Below are 19065 nucleotides of genomic sequence, written 5' to 3' on the forward strand. Positions count from 1 at the left end.
CGGGCCGGAATGATCCGGCCGGTCAGGGCAAAGTATCCATGCGCCAAGCGTCTGCAGGGAAGAGGCTTGGCGCCGGGTGCAACCGGGGGACTATTGTTTATAAGAGAAGGAGGATCTAAGTTATGAAGAAAGGTTTAGCAAAGAAATTGACAGCGGCCCTGTTGGCGGGAACCATGGTATGTTCCCTTGCTGCCTGCGCAAAAAAGGAAGCGGCGCCCACCACGGCAGTACCGGCAGCGGCGAAAGCAGAGGAAGCCAAGCCGGAGGGTACGCAGGCTCCTGAGACGGCGGAAGGAAAGACGTACAGTATTGTTTATCTGACTCCCTCCACTGCATCCCAGTTCTGGACCTATGTTGGGATCGGCATTGAGAATGCCATGAAGGATATGGAGGAAAAGGAAGGGGTAAAGATCGACTTCTCCACCGTAGGACCGGCAGAGGAGAGCCAGACAGAGGATTATGTAACAGCATTTGAACAGTGTATTGCAAAGAAACCAGATGCCATTGTCACGGCTACATTGGCAATTGATGCAACTGTTCCAAAGGCAAAGGAAGCAACCCAGAACGGCATAGTCCTGAACTTTGTAAACTGCGGACTGGGCGTTGGGGATGATGGGGCTCATGAAGAAGACTACAACCAGTTCTATTATTGCTCCAACGATACCATTGGCGAGATGGCGGCCCAGGCATTTTTGGAGGCCATGGATGCAAAAAGCATGGATAAGACAAAAGGGACCATCGGTATCAACATGAATGTTGAGAACGAAGCGCTGAACCACAGGATCCAGAGTTTCCGTGACTATATGGCCGCCAATGCGCCCGACCTGACCCTGACTGATACATATTATAACGGCAATGTGGTAGAGACATCCCAGGCCAATGCGGAGAACATTATCTCCACCTTTGGATCTGACCTGATCGGTATGTATTCCGGCAACAACATCACAGGTGACGGCGTGTGTCTGGCAGTACAGGCAGCCGGCATCGGAGACAGGATCGTTTCCGTGGCAGTTGACTCTGATGACACGGAGATCAATGCCCTTAAGAACGGCTCCCTGGATGCCATCATTGTACAGGATGCTTATGCACAGGGCTATAAGTGTATGGAAAATGCCATTCAGACGTTAATTAATGGATCAAATCCTGAGTCCGTCAAGCAGGTGAATTGTCCTCCTGTTATCATTACCAGCAGCAATATGAATGATAAGGAAATGCAGGATCTCCTCGATCCCACACGTCTCAAAAAGTAATTGATAAACGTTCGTTACTGGTAAAAGGAGGCCGTTGTCCAACTGCCTCCTTTTTATAAAAGGGGATAAGTCGATGCAGGAAACGATTTTAAAGATTGAACACATCAGTAAGTTCTACCCCGGCGTTACGGCATTAAATGATGTCAGCTTTGAGATTAAAAAAGGCGAGGTCCGTGCACTGGTAGGTGAGAACGGAGCCGGGAAATCCACCCTGATCAAATGTATCATGGGAGTTGAAAAGCCGGACAAAGGCCGCATTTCCATGAATTATAACGGTCAGTGGGTGGTGAATACAAGCGCGCTGGAGGCACAAAGCCATGGCGTATACGCCAATTACCAGCATGTCAATATTGCTCCTGACCTGAGCATTGCGGAAAATTATTATCTTGGAAGGCAGCCGAAGACAAAGCTGGGAGCAGTTGACTGGAAACAGATGGCGGAAAACAGCAAAAAGATCATTGACAAGTTTGAAATGAATGTGGATCCAAAGGATAAGATCAGGAACCTTCCCATCGCCATGCAGGCCATGGTGACCATCAGTAAGATCTCGGTAAACAATGATATCCGGGTGGTGATCTTTGATGAGCCCACCGCCTTACTGGAGAATGAAAAGGTGGAAGTCCTGTTCCGCTTTATCAAAGAATTAAAGGAAAATGGTGTCAGCATCATTTATATTTCCCATCGTCTGGAAGAGATCATGGATATCTGTGACAGCGTGACCGTGCTGAAGGACGGCACGTATGTGGATACAAAACCGGTCGGCGAGGTGACCAAGGATTCATTGATCACCATGATGGTAGGCCGCGAAATGTCTGATATATACAATATAAAGCGACAGGAACCGGGGGAGGAAGTCCTGCGGGTAGAAAATTTCAGCGACAGTTCTCATTTTGAACATATTAATTTCACTGTACATAAAGGGGAGATCCTGGGATTTGTGGGCCTGGTGGGAGCCGGGCGTAGCGAGATCATGCGGGCCCTGTGCGGCGTGGAGCGGCGCCTGACAGGAGATGTATATGTCAAAGGAAAGAAAGTCAATATCAAGAACCCCAGCGATGCCATGCATCATGGGATCTGCTTCCTCACAGAGGACAGGCGCACGGACGGGCTGGCGCTCCAGCTGTCCATAAAGACCAATATCAATATGAACTCTTATGATATGATCAGCAAAAAGGGAATCATTTCCCTGAAAAAGGAAAGTGAAAGGGCGGAGGACTATTCCAAACGTGTGAATGTAAAAACACCTAATATTTTGCAGCTGGTAGGCAATCTGTCCGGCGGAAACCAGCAAAAGGTGGTTATTGCAAAGCTGTTGTGCCGTGACCCTGACCTTCTTATCTTTGACGAACCCACTGTGGGTGTGGATGTGGGAGCAAAGGAAGAGATCTATAAGCTGATGGAAAAACTGACGGAGCAGGGCCGGAGCATCATTCTCATATCTTCTTATCTGCCTGAGGTCATGGGCCTGGCGGACCGTTTGATCGTAATGGCTCAGGGAAAGATTACAGGAGAGTTTGATAAAGAAGAATTAAAGACCTTGAGGGAAGAAGATGTCCTGCGCAGGGCGTCCATTGAAGGCTAGACATAGGAGGGGTTTTATGGATAAGGCAAAGGTTGGAAAGGGCAGTTCACTTACCAGCGTATTCCAGCAGACGGAATTCACGCTGGGAGTCATTATAGTGGCTTTATTTGTGATAACGTCCGTGTGTACAGATAATTTCTTTAGTGTTTACAACATTACAAACCTGATGAAGCAGTGTGCCATCATTGGCGTTCTGGCAGTGGCCCAGACCATGATCATCACCACAGGAGGCATTGATATCAGCGGCGGCGCCATCACCGGCCTTTCCTGTATGGTATTGGCATTGCTTCAGCGCGATACGGGGATGAACTTCTATCTGACGCTGATCATAGCGGTCATGTTTTCCATCGGAGCCGGACTGGCAAACGGTATTATTGTCTATGACTTTAAAGTGCCTCCCATGATCGCTACCCTGGGCATGTCCACCATTATCAGGGGTATTGTAAAGATCATAAGCAAAGCGCTGACAGTCAGCGGGCTGGACGAGAGAATCCTGAACATGGGCAATAACAGCTTTTTTGGCTTGCTGCCCGCATTGGCCATTATATGGGCGGTAGTGGCTTTGGTTGTATTCCTGATCCTGCGATACACGGTATTTGGACGAAACCTATATGTGATCGGAAGCGGCGTTGAGGTTGCCAAGTTAAGCGGTATAAAGGTCAGGAAAATGTTTTACTCCGTGTATGCATTTGCAGGACTGCTCTATGGAATCGCAGGCATCATGCTGGCAGCGCGTGTGCAGAGCGCGCTTCCCACCGGAGGCGAAGGCTATGATATGAACGCCATTGCGGCAGCTGTAATCGGCGGCGCGTCACTGTCAGGCGGCCGGGGTGCTGTCAGCGGTACGCTGCTGGGCACTATCCTTATGGTATTGATCAATAACGCAGGCGTACAGTTTGGATTAAATACGCATGTGCTGGAAATCACCAGCGGTGTGCTGATCGTGTTTGCTGTTACAATGGATATGGTAAAGAACAGGAAAAAAGCTTAGAGGGCAGGAGACTTTCCGGGAGAACTTCCGGGAGACTGCACAGGACGGCTGTATAAGAAGGCTGCAGACCTAGTTTGCAGCCTCCTTCTTTTATACGTTTTTCAGACACAAGGCAGTCATACGAATTTTGAAAAGGACAGATTGCACCCGTCAGCCTTCTGGCTGAAAATATTCACGGCCCGGGACATCACATGATAGTATTCCTGGTCCTTTGTTTCCACGTTCAGATAGTCCAGTTCCTTGGTGAACTGGGCTTGTTTTAGGTCGGGGATGTGGCACAGTTCCTGGAGAATCTCCGTTGCCTGCTCCGGCTTGAGCTCTTTGGATAAATGATAGCTTCGTCCCATTTTATTTTCATCATCCTTTCATGAAAAAATTGAGGTTTTCTGTTTCATTTCCTTATATATAAATGATAAACAGGAATTGGGATGATTAAACAGCATGGGATGAAATATTTTCCATATTTTATGCGGTCCCTGTACCGGCAGGGACCATTCACTGCCGGGTCAGCTTATAAAGCTCCTTTAAATATCGCTGTGCAAATCCGCTGAGATGGAGTTTGGGGTTGGATATCCACCCTATTTCCATGGATTCCTCTGTCTCCGGGGGAACGGCGATGATGGAGTCCCCGTTTAAGTTGCGGTTCAGGATGCCGCTGCAGATGGTGTAGCCGTTGAGCCCGATCAAAAGGTTAAAAAGCGTGGCACACATCCTATATTGCCAATAAGATATATGAGGCCGTATTCCGTCTCATGGCATCCTGAATCCTGGCTTTAGGGCTGCTGGTCCAGCTGGGAAAGGGGCTTCTGGCTGAAACGCACCGTAAGGGCATAGACATGCTCATATCCCTTTGAATCATACTGTTCAGGCGTAAAATAGTGATCCACATCATAGGATAAGACAGTGCTCTGTGAGGTTATGATCTGAACTGCAAGGGGGATCTCCTCCTCATAGTCCACCTGGGTCAGTCCGTTCAGAAAGGATGTGGCGGCGCTCATGCCATCGGACTTCTCGGCGGGAACTGAGCTGTGAGCCGTGGCTCCGCTGCCGCCCTTGCTCTGGAACGCGGTCCTAAGTCCCTCTGACAGATCCTGAAAATCAAAGGCCAGACGCCCGGTGTCATCGGAGAATTGATGGCCTCCCCCTCCGGACATCAGCCGCCACTGGCCCTGGTCCAGCTCATATGTGTTAAACTGGATGGTCTGCACCGTATCGTCCAGCTTAAAATCGTATATGGCGGGAGAGTCCCCGGCGCCCAGTAATTTTGCCATATTCAGCTCCTGCGTGGTCAGGGCTGCCTTTTCTATGTACATATCAGGCTTTTTGCCGGAAGGGCTGCAGGCCCAAAGGGATAAGGATAGGACGAAAAGGCCAATGGCTGTCTTTATTTTTTTCACTTAATTGCTCCTCCTGAATAAAAAATGGTTCATTGGTAAAAGTAGTAGTATACTCAGGATTTTATCACAGGGACTGAAGGAATTCCACCATAATTGGAAGTCTTAAGAATGGTTTGGAAAATGTAAGAAACACAATATTATCAATAAACGGATATTATAAAAATCAAGGAGTATTGCATAATTGTAAATATCTGTATGGGCGAATAAAATTTTACACATAATTTACATAGACTTTACATTCGGGGCGGGAATCTATATTGACGATATATGAAATATCCCGTATAATGAGTATGTGTAAAAGAAATGTTAAGATGAAGTAAATAATAGGAAAAGAGGCTACAGATTATCATGGAGTTCGCCCGATTTGAAGGATGCCGCAAGCATGTAAAAAAACTGGCATAACCTGCGATCTTGTACGTAAGATGGCGGGCTATGCCATATTTTTGCGCATTTTTAGGGAATAAGGACAGATAATATCCAAAAAATGATAATATAGGGAAACCTTGAATCCCTTAAGACAAAAGGAGAAAACACATGGGAGTAGAATTGGTTTTAAGCCTGCTTGGCGGCCTTGCGCTGTTTATGTATGGTATGCAGATGATGAGTACCAATCTGGAAGCAGTGGCAGGAAACCGGATGAAGCAGATTTTGGAACGGCTTACAGCCAACCGTTTTTTGGGAGTGCTGGTAGGCGCGGGAATCACGGCCCTGATCCAGTCATCCTCAGCCACCACGGTCATGACAGTGGGTTTTGTTAACTCTGGGCTTATGACCCTGAAACAGGCTGTATGGATCATCATGGGCGCCAATGTGGGAACCACCATCACCGGACAGCTAATCGCCCTGGACATAGGCGCCCTGGCCCCCCTGATCGCCTTTGTGGGCGTTATGCTTTTGATCTTTGTAAAGAATAAGAAGGTACAGCATGTGGGCGGGATCGTGGCCGGTATCGGTGTGCTGTTCATCGGAATGGGAATGATGAGCGATGCAATGGTTCCTCTGCGTGATTCCCAGACCTTTATCCATATGGTGACTAAATTCTCCAACCCGCTTCTGGGGATCCTTGTGGGCGCTGTATTCACAGCCATCATACAGTCCTCATCCGCATCCGTTGGTATCCTCCAGGCATTGGCCATGGGCGGCGTGATCAACCTGCACAGTGCCGTGTTCGTGCTCTTTGGCCAGAACATCGGTACCTGTATCACGGCGCTGCTGGCTTCAGTGGGAACAAGCAGGAATGCGAAGCGGACCACCCTGATCCACCTGATGTTTAATGTGATCGGAACCGCACTCTTTGTGACGCTCTGTATCCTCACTCCGTTTACAGACTTTGTGGCAGGCCTGACCCCGGATAATCCTGTGGCCCAGATCGCCAATGTCCATACCATATTCAATATAAGCACCACCCTGATCCTTCTTCCCTTCGGCTCTATGCTTGAGAAGATCGCCATCGCCCTTCTTCCTGACAAACAGGTACCGGTAAAGGATGCGGACAGGTGGTTTGAGGACCTTATGGCATCCAAGCACCATCTGGGTGTTTCCACCATTGCCATCAGCCAGATCCATGATGAGATCACCCAGATGCTGGATACAGCTGCGGTGAATGTGTCGGAGAGTTTTATGGCAGTGGCCAACGGGCCTGGAAATGATGGGATCCATCCCATTGAGGAAAGGGAAGAGGAGATCGACCTGAGCAATGTGAGGATCTCCAAAAAGATATCCAAGATACTTGTTTTGGACCAGACGCCCAAGGATGTGGACACCCTGAACCGTATGTATACGATCCTGGGCAATATTGAGCGTATCGGGGACCATGCCATGAACCTGGCGGAATATGCCGAGACCATTGAGCAGAAAGGGTTATCATTTTCCGGATATGCCCAGAAGGAGTTTAAGACCATGGAAGAAACCTGCAGGGAGGGAATGGGCATCCTGCGCAGGGCAGCGGACGGTGACCCCGAGTTCAGGCTTTCCATGGCGGAGGAGATCGAGCAGAGGATTGATGATATCACCCTGAAGTTCCGCCAGAATCAGATTGACCGGATGCGTGAAGGAAACTGCAATGTGGAATCCTCCATTCTGTATTCCGAGATGCTTACCGATTATGAGAGGATCGGTGACCATATGCTCAACATTGCCCAGGCATATGCCGCTATTGAGCGTCCCGGTGACGGGGGACAGACGGCTGCGGCCGCAATTGCATCATAGGACGGGAGGTACAGGTTCTAAACAGAGCGGCATAGGGCCGGGAACCTGAAAAAACGGTTGACCGGGAAGGCCGGGCGGTGTAAGATAGTACCATAAAACAAACGTAACAAAAAGAAAAAGGTGATGAAGGTCCGGCATATCAGATGACACAGAATCAGTGGCATGGGTGTGACTGGAAAAGAGCGGATAAAATCAATTGGATCGGATCAAAGGCAGCTGTTCTGACAGTTCTGTTTTTGTACCCGGTATTTGATTTTACTCTGCTCACACTTTCATTGACCTGGAAAGAAAACCGCGGAGTAAAATCTGCGGTTTTATTATTTCCAGGTCAATAAACGTGTACCGTTTAAAAATGATTGCAGGGAGGATGGATGATGTACAAACACATGATACAGTTTTTAGACAGGCCGGACCTTTACCAAAAGACAGAGGCGGCATTCTGGGATGATGAGCACATTTCCGGGGAGATGCTAAAAGCCCATCTTGCTCCGGATTTTGAAGGGGCAAGCAGGAAGCTGGAATTTATCCAACGGTCGGCAGCGTGGATCGGGGAAATAATGCCCCCTGCAAAGTATCCCCGTATTCTCGATGTGGGCTGCGGTCCTGGGCTGTACACGGAACGGTTTGCCAAAATGGGATATGGGACAACTGGTATGGATCTTTCCAGGCGGTCCGTTCAATACGCCAGGGATTCAGCGGCAAGTCAGGGATTGGATATCACCTATTATTGCCAGAACTATCTGGCCATGGAACTGGAGGAAACCTTTGATGCGGCTGTGATGATATACTGTGATTACGGGGTGCTGCCGGATCACGAAAGGAGAACTCTTTTAAGAAACCTGTATAACCATCTAAGGCCAGGGGGAAAGGTGCTGCTGGATGTCTTTTCAATGGAAAGCTATAGGCGCTTTGAGGAACTGCAGACATGGGAAACCTGTCCAAAGGGGGGCTTCTGGAAAAAGGAGGGATATATAGCGTTGACGGGGAAATACCGCTGTACGGACCATGTGACACTGGAGCAGGTTACTGTGATCGGAGAGCGGGAAACAAAGGCATACTGCCTGTGGAACACATATTTTACAAAGGAAATGTTGGTCAGGGAAGCCGGGGAAGCCGGTTTTGGGGTATGTGGAGTGCTGGGGGATGTGGCGGGAAGCCCTTGCAGGGAGGATGGTCCCACCATTGCCATACTCATAGAAAAACAGGCCGGATGACCGGCCTGTGATTAAAGGGTACAGCAATATGATCCATTTTTATTTCTGCTTCCTGGTGGCGGTGGGCAGGTTCCAGCAGTATCGGGTGGCCAGCAGACGTATGAGGATGACCACCAGGGCGCCAACGATCATGGACGCATCCCCGGTCAGCCAGTCACTTAGGAACACATAGCACAGGGCGCCGGCAATGGAAGCGCTGGCGTACACGTGCTTGCGCAGGATGTAGGGGGTCTGCCCGGCCATGATATCCCTGAGCACCCCGCCTCCGACCCCGGTGAGCACACCCAGGAACACGGACAGGAAATGATAGTCCTCATATCCCGCCAGTACCGCGGTATCAATGCCCGTTACAGTGAAGGCGGCCAGACCAATGGCATCAAAGATATTCATCATTTTTTCATATGCCGCAATGTAGCGGCTTTCCAGTATCTTTTGGTTCAGGCGTACAACAATGAACAGTACCAGGACCGTAATGAATGCTGTGAGGACATAGACGGGATTCATAAACAGGCTGGGAGGGACATTTCCCAGTATGATATCCCGCATCATTCCGCCGCCCACCGCAGTGGTGACGCCCAGGACCACCACGCCAAGCAGATCCAGCTGCTGCTTAATGGCAACCATGGCGCCTGATGAGGCAAATGCAATGGTGCCGATCACCTCAATGATAAAAAAGATTGAAACATGAAATTCCATAAGTTTCTCCGTTCTGCCGCATCAAAGGGATATCGGTATATACCCGGATATGCGGCATTTCTCCTCCGTAATTTAACCCATATGTATGCTATATTAGAAATGGCCGGATGTCAACAGGCATTTGAAGGAAAATCCAGTGAAACGGAAATATATAATAAAAACATCCCGCACCGGGGAAATCGCAGTCCCGGTCCGGGATGGTCTTGATACAGAAATCAGTTTGAACAGGTATTATAAAAGGAAAATATTATGTTCCCTGCATGTTTCCCGCATTTCACCGGGCCAGATGCTGGCCTGGACCTCTCCGATGTGGGCGCGGTCCAGCAAAAGCATGCACAGACGGGACTGTCCGATACCGCCGCCGATGGTGTAGGGAAGTTCCCCGTTTAAAAGCATCTGGTGGTATGGAAGGGTACGGCGGTCCTCGCAGCCGGCCTTTTTAAGCTGTTGCTCCAGGGCTTTTTCATCCACACGGATTCCCATGCTGGAAATCTCCAGCGCACACTGGAGGTGGTCGAACCAGAACAGGATGTCGCCGTTCAGGCTCCAGTCATCATAGTCAGGCGCGCGGCCGTCATGGGGTTCCCCGCCCTTTAACTTGTCGCCGATCTGCATAAGGAAGACACATCCGTGTTCCCTGGTGATCAGGTTCTCCCGTTCCTTGGGCGTACGGTCCGGATACAGATCCTCCAGTTCCTGGGTAGTGATAAAAAAGATCTCCTTTGGAAGGTGCTTTACGGCTTCCGGATATTTGTACCATACTTCATGCTGCATGTGCTTGATGATCTTAAATATCTCGCGGACTGTTTCCATCAGGGTGTCCAGGGTCCTTTGTTCCTTGGTGATTACCCGCTCCCAGTCCCACTGGTCCACATAGCAGGAGTGGAGATTATCCAGCTCCTCATCCCTTCGGATGGCGTTCATGTTGGTATAAAGGCCTTCGCCCGGCTGAAAGCCGTATTCCTTTAATGCCATACGTTTCCACTTGGCAAGGGAGTGCACTACCTCCAGGGTTTCCCCGGGCAGTCCCAGCATATCAAATGCCACGGGACGCTCCGTACCGTTTAGGTTGTCATTGAGACCGCTGCTGCGTTCCACAAAAAGGGGGGCGGAGATACGCTCCAGGTGCATTTCCCGTCCCATCTCTTTCTGGAATGTATCACGTATGTATTTGATTGCGTCCTGTGTCTCCCGGATACTAAGCCGGGGGTCATAGTGTTCAGGTAAAATGAGTTCCATTTAACAAACCTCCAAATAATCGATTAGCGTATTTTCTTATGGTATCATTAATAGGAAAAAGGCGCAAGAGTAAAAAATAAAAAACATTACTCATATAGATCCATAAGTTTCCTGCGCATTTGCCTGCGCCGTTTTTCGGTTGCACCTGCATCCACGCAGAAGACGCCCTCCTGTTCCAGGATCACATCCCCCTCTTGTGCCCCGGGAGGGAGCTCCTTTAGGGGAATGGGGATCATTTCCCTGGACTCATTTTCACACACAGCCATTTCTTCCTCCAGGCGGTCGATAATGTATTTCATAAAAAACCCCTTTCTCATATATTATGTTTGGTCTAAGATCACTGCGGGTTAAGATCACTATGGATTGCACTGCTTACAGGGAGCGTAGCCCGCCTCTGTCAGTTCATCGCGGGTGGAGGTGACCTCCCGGCGGTTTCCGTCCCGGACCTGGCTCACTGAGGAGCACTCCGGCACATGGAATTTCTTTGTGTTGGTATTGAGTATGTACGTCTGCCCGGTCCCGGTCTGTCCCGCCCCGGTCTGCCCGGTCCCGGTCTGTCCCGCCCCGGTCTGCCCGGTCCCGGTCTGTCCCGTCCCGGTCTGCTCCGTTCCAATCTGTCCCGATATGGTTGTCCAGGTGATCTTGCTTCCATCGCTGTCCGCAATGATGGTTCCCTGCTTATCGGTGCGGAAAATGCGGCATCCGGCCTGTTCCAGCTTTTCCATGGTCTCTTTGTGGGGATGACCGTAGGAGTTGTCCTTGCCGCATTGGATCACCACATAGCTGGGGGATACCTTTTTAAAAAATGCATCGCTGGTGGAGGTGCTGCTGCCATGGTGACCCGCTTTCAGCACATCGGCAGACAGCACCGCGCCGCTGTTTACCATATCCTCCTCAGCATCCTTTTCCGCATCGCCGCACATGAGGAAGCTGTTATCCCCATAGGTCAGGCGGATGCCCACGGACCAGTTGTTCAGGTCATTTCCGTAATCCGCTGCAGGAGCCACAATGGTGAAGGCGGCTGCGCCCAAGGAATAGGAAGTGCCCGGAACCGGCTTGGTGATCTTAAGCCCCTTATTGGAAATGGAATCCAGCAGGTCCTCAAAGGTCCTGGAAGTGTGCTCCACAGGGGGCAGGATGACTTTTTTCACAGTAAATTGGCCGATCACCTTGTCCAGGCCGCCGATGTGGTCGGAATGGGGATGGGTTCCGATCACATAGTCCAGCTCAGTGACCCCGGCCTGCTGCAGATACCGGATGACGGTGTCCGCCTGGTTGTTTTCCCCTGCGTCAATGAGCATGAAATGCCCTTCCGACTGGACCAATATGCTGTCCCCCTGCCCCACGTCAATAAAATGGACCCTTAAGTCCTGTCCCTCAGAGCCTGACGCAGCAAGGGCCTGGGATCCGGGCGGGCCGGAGGACTGGGAAAGAGCGGAGGAACACCCTCCCAGGAGAAGGGCTATTGCAGTGAGTAAACATATTATCAGTATTCGGATATGTCTTTTTTGTGCGATCATTTCAGTCTGCCTTTCTGTCAGTTAAATATTCTGTGTGGCCATGGCCTTTTGAAAAGCCTCATCCCATGTGGGATAGGTCCGTTTCAGGGAGACGGGATGCCCCTCCCTGTTAAGGAAGCAGTGGCTGCTCTCACCCGCGGCCCGGAGTTCGCCTGTAGCCTTGTCCCGCATCTCGTATGAGAGGATCATGCGGATGGCGTTATAAGCTTTCATCCTTACCCGTATGAGGATATGGTCGTCAAAATGCACCATGGTCCTGTACTGGCAGCTGATCTCCAGAACCGGGCTCATGATCCCGGCCTCTTCCATGGAGCGGTATCCGCAGCCCATCTGCTCCATCATATCGATCCGGGCCTCCTCCATCCAACGGATGAAATTGGAATGGTGGACACAGCCCATCTGGTCTGTCTCATAATAGTTTGCGTGGTGCTCGTAGTCTTTAAACATTGGTACCTCCTGTGCGTTCAAATGCTACTGATTAGTATACCCCAGGCCCTGGATTTCGTAAAGTCCCTGAAAATTTGACATTTCCCAGTGAAACAAGCCGTATATTTTTGGATAAGCTGACATATAATGGTAATAAATGGCCGGTGAAAGAAACAAACGGCCTGAAAAATTAAATTCTGTAAAGGAGCGCGCGATTATGGCACGGGGAGTAAGAAAAACACCGATTGAAAAGCTGCAGGGAGAACTGGCGGAGGTGCAGAATTCCATTGCACAGTATGAGAACTGTCTGGAGACAATGAGGGAGCGTGAAAAAGCCCTGGAAGATCAGATCCAGCTGGAGGAGTTTAAGGTGGTCAATGAAATGCTGCGGGAGCGGGATATGACCATGGACGATTTAAAAGAGATGATCGCGGGGGGAACGGAGGAGAGCCTGACTGCTTAAAAGCGTAACTGCTTAAAGCATATTTGTCCGCTGTTTCCCGAAAGCTGTGTATAAATGTGAAAACACAGCATTCCGCACTTGTATACCCCATGATTTCTATGATAAAATAGAGAAAAATTCTCGGTGGAGGTACAGGTGATGGTGGAAGTGACTTTGGGAAGCACGGGCATTACGGTGAACAAGAACGGTTTTGGCGCCCTTCCCATTCAGCGTATATCAGATGAAGATGCTGTCTGTCTGATCAGAAAGGCATATGAAGGGGGCATCAACTTTTTTGATACGGCCCGGTGTTATTCGGACAGCGAGAAAAAGGTGGGGATTGCCCTGGAGGGAATCCGGGACAAGGTGATAGTGGCTACCAAGACCATGTCCACCACAGTGGAGGGATTCTGGGAAGATCTGGAGATCTCTCTGGACAACCTGAAGACAGACCATGTGGATATATACCAGTTCCATAATCCTTCCTTCTGTCCTCGCCCAGGTGACGGCACCGGCCTCTATGAAGCCATGCTGGAGGCCAAGGCACAGGGAAAGGTAAAACATATCGGCATTACAAACCACAGGCTGTCTGTGGCCAATGAAGCCATTGATTCCGGCCTTTATGAGACGCTGCAGTTCCCGTTCTGTTACCTTGCCACTGACAAGGATATAGAGCTGGTGGAAAAGTGCAGGAAAGCAAACATGGGATTTATCGCCATGAAAGCCCTGTCCGGAGGACTGATCAATAATTCCAGGGCTGCTTATGTGTACCTGGCCCGGTTTGATAATGTCCTGCCCATCTGGGGGGTCCAGAGGGAGAACGAACTGGATGAGTTTCTTTCCTATGTACAGGAGCCGCCGGTGATGACACAGGAGCTGGAGGAGCTGATCCGCCATGACAGGGAGCAGCTCCAGGGAGAATTCTGCAGGGGCTGCGGTTACTGCATGCCTTGCCCGGTGGGCATTGAGATCAACAACTGTGCCAGGATGTCCCTGATGATCAGAAGGTCTCCTTCTGAGGCACAGCTGACTCCACAGATGCAGGAAAAGATGAAGCTGATCGAAAAATGCCTCCACTGCGGCCAGTGCAAAGGCAAATGTCCCTACGGGCTGGATACGCCCACACTCCTTGAAAAGAACCTGAAGGATTATCTGGAGATCCTGGACGGCAAAGAATATTAAAAAGTTCTTGACTGTTATGGTTTGATTTAGTATAATGCATAGCGTTCACTCGGAGGGTGAGCCATTCGTTTGGAAATGGCAAGCTGGATAAGGTGACAGGTTGAAAAGCCTGTTATCCTGTCCGGCTTTTTTTGCGTTATTAAAGTGACAAAAGGAGGAACGCAGTGATGGATTTATTGCAGGGAAACACTAAAACAACATACTTTAAATATCTGGGTGCGGCATTTGGCAGCGCATTGATCAGCGCGGTTTACAGCATTGTGGATATGGCCATGGTGGGGCAGTACCAGGGACCTGAGGGCACGGCGGCCCTTGCAGTGGTGGCTCCTGTGTGGAATATCATATACAGCCTGGGGCTTTTGACCGGCATTGGCGGATCCGTGCTTTTTGGCGCTGCAAAAGGAAAGGGTGAGAGACGCACAGAGGGGGAGTATTTTACGGCTGCCCTGATGATCACCGTGGTTTTGGCAGCTGCCAGCTGGCTTATGGTCCTGTTTTTTGACACCCCCATGCTGCATTTGTTTGGGGCGGAGGAGACGTTGCTGCCCCTGGCCAGGGAGTACCTTTATCCCATTAAGTTTGTGGTGCCCCTGTTTCTGTTTAACCAGATGCTGGCGGCCTTTCTGCGCAATGACGGCAATCCCGGCCTGGCCGCCGCCGCTGTATTGTCAGGGGGTATATTTAATATCATTGGGGATTATTTGTTTGTATTTGTGTTTGGCATGGGGATCATGGGAGCCGGACTTGCCACCGCGGCCGGAGCCGGCATCACCTTTGCCGGGATGATCTCACATTTCTTCACAAAAAAGAACACTATGAGACTGGTGAGGCCCAGCCTGTTTTGGGGAAAATGCCGCAGGATCATAGTGACGGGCTTTTCCACCTTTTTTATTGATGTGGCCATGGGAATCCTGACCATGCTCTTTAACCGTCAGATTATGAAATACCTGGGAGGCAGTGCACTGTCCGTATATGGCGTGATCGTTAATATCAGCACCATTGTCCAGTGCTGTGCGTACAGCGTGGGCCAGGCGTCACAGCCGATCTTTTCCATCTGCTTTGGGGCGGGAAAATGGGGCAGGATAAAAGAAACACTGAAATATGCCCTGTATTCAGTGGCATGTTTCAGTGTTGTCTGGACCCTGCTGGTATTTACATTTCCCAACGGGTTTATCCGCATTTTCATGGCGCCCACAGATGAGATATACCGCATTGCTCCCTTTATATTGAGGAGTTATGGGATCTCCTTCCTGCTGCTTCCTCTCAATGTTTTTTCCACCTATTATTTTCAGGCGCTTATGAAGCCGGGAGTCTCATTCCTGGTATCGGTTCTGAGAGGGCTGATCCTCAGCGGAATTATGATCTGCCTGCTGCCCATTGCCGCGGGCCCCGATTCACTGTGGTTTGCCATGGTGATCACAGAGGCAGCGGTAGCGGTCCTGGTCATTTCCCTGATCCGCAGATACACTAGGGAACTGCCCGCAGGATAGGCGGAGCCAAAACCGGGACGTCCTTGGAATAAGTCTTCCATAGGAACCGGCTTATCCCCGGTACCGGTTGATACATGCAAAGATTTCCTGGGTTCTGGGCATGCACAGGCCGCAGGCAGCATAGGAGGTGTCGCTGACAGCGGTGATGCCTCCCTTTTTTATTTCCTTTTCCAACAGGGTAACCGTGTCAGCCACGGTATAGCGCTCCAGCAGCTGGTGCTCCACACAGTAGCGCAGCATCTGCGCCAGGGCATTGGTCTGCTCCGGGTCGATCAGCTGCTCCACGAAACGCAGGTCAACAGGGGACTTCCCCACCTGAAGGGAGTCCTTGCCGTAAACCTTGACTTTGATCCGCTCCTCGCGGCCGCCCTGACTGCCGTAACCGCCCCGGGCTCCATCCCGTCCGCCTCTTCCGCGTCCATAAGATCCTCCCTGGCGGTAACCGCCCTTACCATGTTCTTCAGGCTGCGCATTTTGGGACTGACCCGAACGGCCGGAAGCGGACAGGCCGGAATTGGATAGGCCGGATGTGGATGTCCCGGTCTGAAGCTTCCTTCCCCTGGCGGGAAGGGCAAAACCCGGGGCGCGGGTAATTGGCTCAGCGCCGTAAGAGGCGCAGAAAGCCTTGGTCTTGTCCGTAATATCCAATGGCTCGTAACAATCCATCTGTATGATAGTGTCCGCAATGTAAAAGTAAGCGCCGGAACTGCCCGCCACCATGATGGTGGAGATGCCGGCATTCTCATACAGATCCCTGGCCCGTTCAATAAAAGGCGTGATGGGTTCCTTGGAGCGGCTGATGATCTTTTGCATCAGGTCATCCCGCACCATGAAGTTGGTGGCGGATGTGTCCTCATCGATCAGGAATGCCCGGCTTCCCGCTTCTATTCCCTCGATCACCGCAGCTGCCTGGGACGTACTTCCGCTGGCATCCTCAGTGGAGAAGCACTTGGTATTCTTTTTGTTGGGAAGGTCATTGATGAACAGGGAAATGTCGGTGTTCTGTATGCTCCTGCCGTCCTCTGCCCTGAGCTTCATGGCAGTGCTGTCCGTGATCACATATTCCCGTCCATCTCCTGCAACATGGTTGTAGACGCCGGCCTCCAGGGCCTTTAACAGGGTGGACTTGCCGTGGTATCCGCCGCCTACGATCAGGGTGATGCCCCGCCTCAGCCCCATGCCTGTAAGCCTGCCATGGTGAGGCAGGTCCAGCTCTGTCCGAAGGGACTGAGGGGAGGAAAAGGGAACGCTGCCCTTCATGGGCCTGCTGGAAATACCGCTTTCCCTGGGAAGCACGGCCTTGTCCGCCACAAAGGAGACCAGATCCAGGCGCTCAAGCTCACGGCGTATGAACTGCTGGTCCTCTGCCAGATGGATCACGGACAGCACCTCCTCCGGCTTTCTGTTTTTAAAGTAGAATACATGTTTTACGCAGCGGGGCAGGAAGTCAAAAAGGATCTTGATCAGCTCCCCTGAATTAATGGTCCTGCCGTTGGCAGGGAAACCGGCCTCAAAGCGGGCGGTAATGCCCTTTGGGCCGCATTTGCAGGCCGTGCGGCTCAGTATCTCCGGGCCGGGCCGGCTGGTGGTGATAAGACCGCTTTTGCCGGAACCCTTTGCCTTAAAATTAAACGTTGCAATTTCCTGGTAAAACTGCCTTACCATATAATCTTCCAGGGCAGTCTGCTTCCAAGGCGTGTCAAAATATTCTGCCGGATATCCTGCCTTCTCATGGGGGATCCATACGCTTAATTTAGAAGGGGAAGCAAAGGGATCTCCCTGTACGTGGTCAATGGAAAGTACATAGTCATTAAAATCATAGGAACCCCTGGCATCCTTATAGGCGGGGTAGCTTCTGCGGTCAATGGACTCCAAGAGCCTCTGTAGATCTGTTGATGATTTCATAGTGGATCGTCTCCTCGCATTTAGTCCATTCCATTTTATAGCAGGGTACAGGAAAATGCAACAGGATGTGACGTTGAAGAAAGGGATTGTTTGTGGTATGATGATTTCCATGATACGGCAGGAAACCATAGTGAAATAAAAGGGGATGAATCGAATGGACCAGCAAACACAGGAAATACTGGATGCACTGGCAGGTGCGGATAAAGTGCTCATCGGAATCGGCAATGAATGGAAGCTGGCCGGAGACGGCCGGGATATAAGGGAACGCAGGCTGGATGACCCGGGGCAGACCCGGCTAAAGGAGGCCTATGGCAGGTTATGTGAACTGGTAAAGGATAAGGACTATTATGTGGTCACCACTGTGACGGACGGAGCCGTCTATGACACAGGGTTTGACAGCGGCCGGGTGGTGGCTCCCTGCGGAAATATCCACTGGCGCCAGTGTTCTGCCGCGTGTACCAAGGACATATGGGAGGAGGGGGAAGTCCCCGGGGACGTCTGTCCCCACTGCGGCGCGCCCCTGACAGGGAATACCCTGGAGGCGGGCCGGTATATAGAGGAGGGGTATCTTCCCCGCTGGGAAGCCTATAAGAGATGGCAGACAGGCACCCTGAACCGGAACCTGGTGATACTGGAACTGGGAGAGGGGTTTAAGACCCCCACGGTGATCAGGTGGCCCTTTGAGAAAATTGCTTTTTTTAACCAGAAAGCCAGGTTTTTCAGGATCCACGAAAGCCTTTACCAGATTCCCGGGGAAGTGGGGGAGAGGGCCCTTGGGATTGGCTGCAACAGTGTGGATTTTATATTAAAATGGTAACAGTTCAGGACATCCGGTGTGAAATGGGTGTAAAAACCTGTTGCCTTTATTACGTTACCATGCTAAAATGTTAAATCATAGGGAACGAGGTTTGAGAATATGATTGGGATTATCGATTATGACGCAGGGAATCTGCGCAGCGTAGAAAAAGCACTGATATCCCTGGGAGAGGCACCGGTGATCACCAGGGACAGGAAGTCCATACTGGAAGCGGACCGGGTCATACTGCCCGGGGTCGGCTCCTTTGGGGACGCCATGTCCCGCCTTCGCCAGTATGGACTGGTGGATGTCATCCGGGAGACAGTGGATAAGGGCACTCCCTTTTTGGGCATCTGTCTGGGACTGCAGCTTTTGTTTGAGAGCAGCGAGGAGAGTGAGGGCGTGGAAGGCCTTGGAATCCTTCCTGGGCGCATTCTGCGGATCCCGGATACTCCGGGGCTTAAGATACCCCACATGGGATGGAATTCCCTGGACATCAAACCAGGCGCAACGCTGTTTCGGGGGATTGACAATGGCGCCTATGTGTATTTTGTCCATTCCTATTATCTGAAAGCCGATGACGAGCGTGTTGTGGCTGCTTCCACGGAATACAGCACCCATATACACGCGGCTGTGGAAAAGGAACATGTATTTGCCTGCCAGTTCCATCCGGAAAAGAGCAGCCAGGTGGGTCTGTCTATTTTGAAGAATTTTCTGGAAGTTTAGG

18 protein-coding genes and 1 pseudogene are annotated in these 19065 nt (G+C 50.9%); 10 read left to right on the forward strand and 9 right to left on the reverse strand.

Features of this window, described 5'->3' with window-relative positions:
- Positions 1-122 precede the first annotated feature (122 nt).
- The 3 genes from ABID13_RS02880 to ABID13_RS02890 all read left to right on the forward strand — a co-directional run bounded on the left by ABID13_RS02880 (position 123) and on the right by ABID13_RS02890 (position 3823).
- Positions 123-1250: a substrate-binding domain-containing protein gene (locus ABID13_RS02880; RefSeq protein ID WP_007860677.1), complete on the forward strand. Its 1128-nt coding sequence runs from the start codon at positions 123-125 to the stop codon at positions 1248-1250.
- 73 nt (positions 1251-1323) lie between these two features.
- On the forward strand, positions 1324-2832 hold the full coding sequence (locus ABID13_RS02885) for a sugar ABC transporter ATP-binding protein (RefSeq protein WP_040415151.1): 1509 nt from the start codon (positions 1324-1326) through the stop codon (positions 2830-2832).
- A 16-nt stretch (positions 2833-2848) separates the two neighbouring features.
- Positions 2849-3823, forward strand: coding sequence for an ABC transporter permease (locus ABID13_RS02890; RefSeq protein ID WP_007860673.1), 975 nt, complete (start codon positions 2849-2851; stop codon positions 3821-3823).
- 116 nt (positions 3824-3939) lie between these two features.
- Here the strand turns inward: ABID13_RS02890 and ABID13_RS02895 are convergent, their stop codons facing one another.
- From ABID13_RS02895 to ABID13_RS02905, 3 genes and pseudogenes are all read right to left on the reverse strand, one after another.
- Positions 3940-4170 (reverse strand): hypothetical protein, encoded by a 231-nt coding sequence (locus tag ABID13_RS02895; RefSeq protein ID WP_007860669.1) that lies wholly within the window; start codon positions 4168-4170, stop codon positions 3940-3942.
- A 148-nt stretch (positions 4171-4318) separates the two neighbouring features.
- A pseudogene (locus ABID13_RS02900) lies at positions 4319-4528 on the reverse strand (LysR family transcriptional regulator); the annotation flags it as partial.
- A gap of 68 nt (positions 4529-4596) precedes the next feature.
- A complete protein-coding gene (locus ABID13_RS02905; protein WP_007860668.1) occupies positions 4597-5220 on the reverse strand; it encodes a hypothetical protein in 624 nt (207 codons plus the stop codon).
- A gap of 534 nt (positions 5221-5754) precedes the next feature.
- Between ABID13_RS02905 and ABID13_RS02910 the strand changes: the two genes are divergently transcribed.
- Both ABID13_RS02910 and ABID13_RS02915 read left to right on the forward strand, forming a co-directional pair.
- Positions 5755-7428, forward strand: coding sequence for a Na/Pi cotransporter family protein (locus ABID13_RS02910; protein ID WP_007860666.1), 1674 nt, complete (start codon positions 5755-5757; stop codon positions 7426-7428).
- A gap of 371 nt (positions 7429-7799) precedes the next feature.
- On the forward strand, positions 7800-8642 hold the full coding sequence (locus ABID13_RS02915; protein WP_322746752.1) for a class I SAM-dependent methyltransferase: 843 nt from the start codon (positions 7800-7802) through the stop codon (positions 8640-8642).
- Positions 8643-8681: 39 nt separating this feature from the next.
- Here ABID13_RS02915 and ABID13_RS02920 read toward each other — a convergent pair whose 3' ends face one another.
- The 5 genes from ABID13_RS02920 to ABID13_RS02940 form a co-directional block, all read right to left on the reverse strand.
- On the reverse strand, positions 8682-9338 hold the full coding sequence (locus ABID13_RS02920; RefSeq protein ID WP_007860657.1) for a trimeric intracellular cation channel family protein: 657 nt from the start codon (positions 9336-9338) through the stop codon (positions 8682-8684).
- A 231-nt stretch (positions 9339-9569) separates the two neighbouring features.
- The gene (asnA, locus tag ABID13_RS02925; protein ID WP_045093238.1) at positions 9570-10577 is read right to left on the reverse strand and encodes an aspartate--ammonia ligase; all 1008 of its coding nucleotides are present in this window, start codon (positions 10575-10577) and stop codon (positions 9570-9572) included.
- A gap of 86 nt (positions 10578-10663) precedes the next feature.
- On the reverse strand, positions 10664-10876 hold the full coding sequence (locus ABID13_RS02930) for a DUF3006 domain-containing protein (protein WP_007860655.1): 213 nt from the start codon (positions 10874-10876) through the stop codon (positions 10664-10666).
- Positions 10877-10933: 57 nt separating this feature from the next.
- On the reverse strand, positions 10934-12097 hold the full coding sequence (locus ABID13_RS02935; protein ID WP_330376676.1) for a ComEC/Rec2 family competence protein: 1164 nt from the start codon (positions 12095-12097) through the stop codon (positions 10934-10936).
- Between the two features lie 21 nt (positions 12098-12118).
- On the reverse strand, positions 12119-12544 hold the full coding sequence (locus ABID13_RS02940; protein WP_048929824.1) for an acyl-CoA thioesterase: 426 nt from the start codon (positions 12542-12544) through the stop codon (positions 12119-12121).
- A gap of 196 nt (positions 12545-12740) precedes the next feature.
- Between ABID13_RS02940 and ABID13_RS02945 the strand changes: the two genes are divergently transcribed.
- From ABID13_RS02945 to ABID13_RS02955, 3 genes are all read left to right on the forward strand, one after another.
- Positions 12741-12986 (forward strand): hypothetical protein, encoded by a 246-nt coding sequence (locus ABID13_RS02945; protein ID WP_007860651.1) that lies wholly within the window; start codon positions 12741-12743, stop codon positions 12984-12986.
- Between the two features lie 138 nt (positions 12987-13124).
- A complete protein-coding gene (locus tag ABID13_RS02950; RefSeq protein ID WP_048929823.1) occupies positions 13125-14147 on the forward strand; it encodes an aldo/keto reductase in 1023 nt (340 codons plus the stop codon).
- Positions 14148-14314: 167 nt separating this feature from the next.
- On the forward strand, positions 14315-15637 hold the full coding sequence (locus ABID13_RS02955; protein WP_048929822.1) for an MATE family efflux transporter: 1323 nt from the start codon (positions 14315-14317) through the stop codon (positions 15635-15637).
- A gap of 51 nt (positions 15638-15688) precedes the next feature.
- On the opposite strand, the gene ABID13_RS02960 is transcribed toward ABID13_RS02955, so the two are convergent.
- Positions 15689-17542, reverse strand: coding sequence for an ABC-ATPase domain-containing protein (locus ABID13_RS02960; protein ID WP_048929821.1), 1854 nt, complete (start codon positions 17540-17542; stop codon positions 15689-15691).
- 154 nt (positions 17543-17696) lie between these two features.
- On the opposite strand from ABID13_RS02960, the gene ABID13_RS02965 reads away from it, so the two are divergent.
- Both ABID13_RS02965 and hisH read left to right on the forward strand, forming a co-directional pair.
- Positions 17697-18359, forward strand: coding sequence for a hypothetical protein (locus ABID13_RS02965; protein ID WP_048929820.1), 663 nt, complete (start codon positions 17697-17699; stop codon positions 18357-18359).
- A 99-nt stretch (positions 18360-18458) separates the two neighbouring features.
- Positions 18459-19064: an imidazole glycerol phosphate synthase subunit HisH gene (hisH, locus tag ABID13_RS02970; protein WP_048929819.1), complete on the forward strand. Its 606-nt coding sequence runs from the start codon at positions 18459-18461 to the stop codon at positions 19062-19064.
- Position 19065 lies beyond the last annotated feature (1 nt).

Source organism: Enterocloster citroniae, from assembly GCF_040545455.1.
GTDB lineage: Bacteria > Bacillota > Clostridia > Lachnospirales > Lachnospiraceae > Enterocloster > Enterocloster citroniae.